The 3,676-nt window shown below is 63.8% G+C and carries 1 protein-coding gene and 2 pseudogenes; all 3 read left to right on the top strand.

Translation table 11 applies throughout. The features are described 5' to 3' along the window. Nucleotides 1-95 precede the first annotated feature (95 nt). Complete coding sequence (locus P0D89_RS51510; protein WP_408379399.1) at nucleotides 96-812, top strand: IS110 family transposase; 717 nt, start codon at nucleotides 96-98, stop codon at nucleotides 810-812. Nucleotides 813-929: 117 nt separating this feature from the next. After that, nucleotides 930-2,670 (top strand): annotated as a pseudogene (locus P0D89_RS51505) (IS1634 family transposase). 69 nt (nucleotides 2,671-2,739) lie between these two features. Next, a pseudogene (locus tag P0D89_RS51500) lies at nucleotides 2,740-3,321 on the top strand (transposase); the annotation flags it as partial. Nucleotides 3,322-3,676 lie beyond the last annotated feature (355 nt).

Raw genomic sequence — 3,676 nt, 5'->3', positions numbered from 1 at the left:
AGAGGGTTTGCCGTTGCACCGGCTCACTATATTTCCTTCGCTGACCGCAAGCATGCATGTCCCTGCCGGGTAATCTATCACTTGGAGAGGTTCACATGTCACCTCTATCGGATCAGCCATTCACCGCGTATATCGGTATCGACTGGGCGGACCTCAAACACGACATCTGCCTGCAGGCCGCGGGCGGTACCCGGCGCGAGTTCGACTGCATCGCGCATCAGGTCGCACACATTGACGAATGGGCAAACGGGTTATACCGGCGCTTCGGTGGCCCGATCGCGGTTGCCCTCGAACTGGCCAGCGGGCCCATCGTTGCCGCACTGCAGAAGTACGATTTCTTCGTGCTCTTTCCGATCAACCCCTTGACGCTGGCCAGATATCGCGAGGCATTCCAGCCGAGTGGGGCCAAGGACGATCCGACCGATGCGGAACTGGCGCTCGATCTGCTGCAGCACCATCCCGAGCGGTTCAGTCGCCTCAGGCCGCAGAGCGCCGGCATGCGGTCCCTGATGAGTCTGGTCGTGCAGCGCCGGCAACTGGTCGGCGACAAGACCCGGTTCACCAACCGCTTGTGCGACACGCTCAAGCAGTATTACCCGCAGGCCCTGGAATGGTTCGAGGACAGGGACACGGTGCTGTTCTGCGATTTCCTGACCCGCTGGCCCACGCTCGCGGCCGTCAGGCGCGCCCGCACGACAACCCTTGAGGCATTCTTCCACGCGCACAACAGTCGCTGCGCGAGGCTGATCGAGGCGCGCCTGGCATCCATCCGCGCTGCTAGTCCGACGTTTGAATACCGGAAGCACTGCTGAGCAAGAAGTGGCGTGCCTTTGCGCCATTTTTTGTGTCTTAAATGTTCCCATGTAAATGGTGCATTTCTGCGATATTTCATTCTTGATTTACTGGGTACGTTGGCTATTCTTTAACCCATGTATATCGAGACCATCCGGAACCGGAACTCCCCGCCCGCGATCCTCCTGCGTGAGGGCTATCGCGAGGGCGGCAAGGTCATCAAACGCACGCTCGCCAATCTGTCGCATTGGGATGCGCAACTCGTCGAGCACTTGCGCATCCTGCTCAAGGGCGGCGTCGCGGTTGAGTCAACCCAGGCGCTGATGAGCATCGAGCGGTCGCTGCCGCATGGCCATGTGGCCGCGGTGCTCGGTATCGCACGGCGCTGCGGTCTGGCGAAGTTGCTGGATCCGGCGCCCGCGCCGGTGCATTCACTGGTGCTGGCCCTGGTGGTGGCGCGCGTGCTGGAGCCGGGCTCCAAGCTCGCCACCTGGCGCAGCTTGCAGCCGGAGTCTGCCACCCATTCGCTGTCGCAGGTGCTGGGACTCGGCGCGTTCGAGGCCGAGCGGCTCTACGCCGCGCTGGACTGGCTCGGCGAGGCGCAGCCGCGCATCGAGCGCAGCCTGGCACGCCAGCATCTGAGCGACGGCGTGCTCGTGCTCTACGACCTCACCTCGACGTGGGTCACCGGCCGGCACTGCGCGCTCGCCCACTACGGCTACTCGCGCGACGGCAAACGCGACGACCCGCAGATCGTGTTCGGCTTGCTGTGCGCCGCCGACGGCTGTCCGGTGGCAGTCGAAGTGTTTGCCGGCAACACCGCCGATCCGGCCACGTTGGCCGCGCAGATCGACAAGCTCAAGGAGCGCTTCGGTCTGTCACAGGTGGTGTGGGTGGGGGACCGCGGCATGATCACCAGCGCGCGGATCGAACAGGTGCTGCGTCCGGCGGGCATGAGCTGGATCACCGCGCTGCGCTCGCCACAGATTGCCGAGCTGATCGAGGAGCGCGGCCCCTGGCAGCCCACACTGTTCGACGAGCGCGGCCTGATCGCACTGGACAGCACACGCTATCCGGGCGAGCGGCTGGTGGTCTGCCGCAATCCGGCGTTGGCCGAGGAGCGCGCCAGAAAGCGCGCCGACTTGCTGGCGGCCACCGAAGCGGAACTGGCCGCGATTGCCCAGGCCACTGCACGCCCCCGCAATCGCCTGCACGGCCAGGACAAGATTGGCTTGCGCGTGGGCCGCGTGATTGAGCGCTACCGGATGGCCAAGCACTTCGAGCTGGAGATCACCGAGACGAGCTTTACGTTCACCCGCAAGCTGGAACAGATCGATGCCGAAGCCGCGCTTGATGGACTCTATGTACTGCGCACCAATGTGCCCAGCGAACAGCTCTCCGATACCCAGACGGTGCTGGCCTACAAGAGCCTGGCGCAGGTCGAGCGGGCCTTCCGCTCGATGAAGACTGTCGATCTGCACGTGCGTCCGGTCTATCACTTCAGCGAGTCGCGTGTGCGCGCGCACGTGTTTTTATGCATGCTGGCCTACTACGTCGAGTGGCATCTACGCGATGCACTCAAACCGCTGTTGCATGACGATGAGGATCTGGCAACGCGGGCGTGATCAGCGCGCCAATCCGGTGATGCCGACGCCGCGCTCCGAGCGGGCCAGCGCCAAAGCCGCGCGCCACCGTACCGACGACGACCTCCCGGTGCATAGCCTGCATACGCTGCTGCAAGACCTCGCCACCTTGACCTACAACATCACTTCCACCCCGGTCAATCCACAGGCGAAGATCGTCATCACAACCCGCCCCACACCATTGCAGAGCAAAGCCTTTGCACTGCTTGGCATCGACCCCACCTGTTCCCAGTAGCCGAGCCCTTCGGTTCGAAAATCTCTCAGCGCTTCAACAGGTTAGCTCGGACGCCAAGTCAAACTTCGGGCTAGTCCGCTCACCGAAGACCCGGGCATTGTTGTACCGTGCCGCCTGCACGTGCTGGCACTGGTGGCACAGCTGCGCACCGTGCTCACCGCGATTGACTGGTTCGACAGGGAAACCCCCGCAGTAGCCGGTACGTTACCTGACTACGCCTTGTTCCAGGACCTGCCGGGCGCCGGCCGCCAGCTGGCGCCGCGCCTGCTCGTGGCCTTCGGCGAGCAGCGCGACCGCTTCCACGGGGCGGATGAACTGCAGAAGTATTCGGGCATTGCCCCGGTGACCGAGCGCAGCGGCAAGAAGAGCTGGGTGCACTGGCGCTGGCAATGCCCGAAGTTCCTGCGCCAGACGTTCGTCGAATGGGCGGGGCAGACCATCAATAAATCCTTCTGGGCCGGCGCCTACTACCGGCAGCAGCGTGCCAGGGGCAGCTCTCATCCGGCGGCCGTGCGCGCCCTGGCGTTCAAGTGGATCAGGATCCTGTACCGGTGCTGGCAGACCAGAACCCCGTACGACGAGACCACCTACCTCAACGCCTTGAGGAAGCGCGGCTCGCCACTGCTCAGGAACCTCGGGCTTCCGGGGTAGCCTGTTCCGGTCGGCCGGTTATGCAGTTGGATTCCGGATCGGTCGGTTGCCTCCCTTTGACGTGACGCTGCGAGTTGTCCACCGCCGGCCGGCGGGTCGCCTGCTACGACCTAACGCTGGCCGGCGGTGGGCAACTCGCCAGGCGTGCGCATGACGTCCTGTTCGACATACGCCGCTTCATAATTGAGCGGCGAGCGATACCCGGGGGGCCACAAGGCCCTCGATAACCGACGAGATCGTTCGGCTGGACCTGTTTGTGCGTGTCGAACCGGAGTCCGGGAGAGCAACTCCCCACTCAAAAAAACCTTGACGGACCATCTCAGGGCGTGAGGGTACTAACCTCTCGATCTACAGT

The sequence above is a fragment of the Paraburkholderia sp. RL18-085-BIA-A genome, assembly GCF_046027075.1.
Taxonomy (GTDB): Bacteria; Pseudomonadota; Gammaproteobacteria; order Burkholderiales; family Burkholderiaceae; genus Paraburkholderia.
Note: the sequence above shows the minus strand (reverse complement) of the source record. Positions and strands in the feature narration are given on the sequence as shown.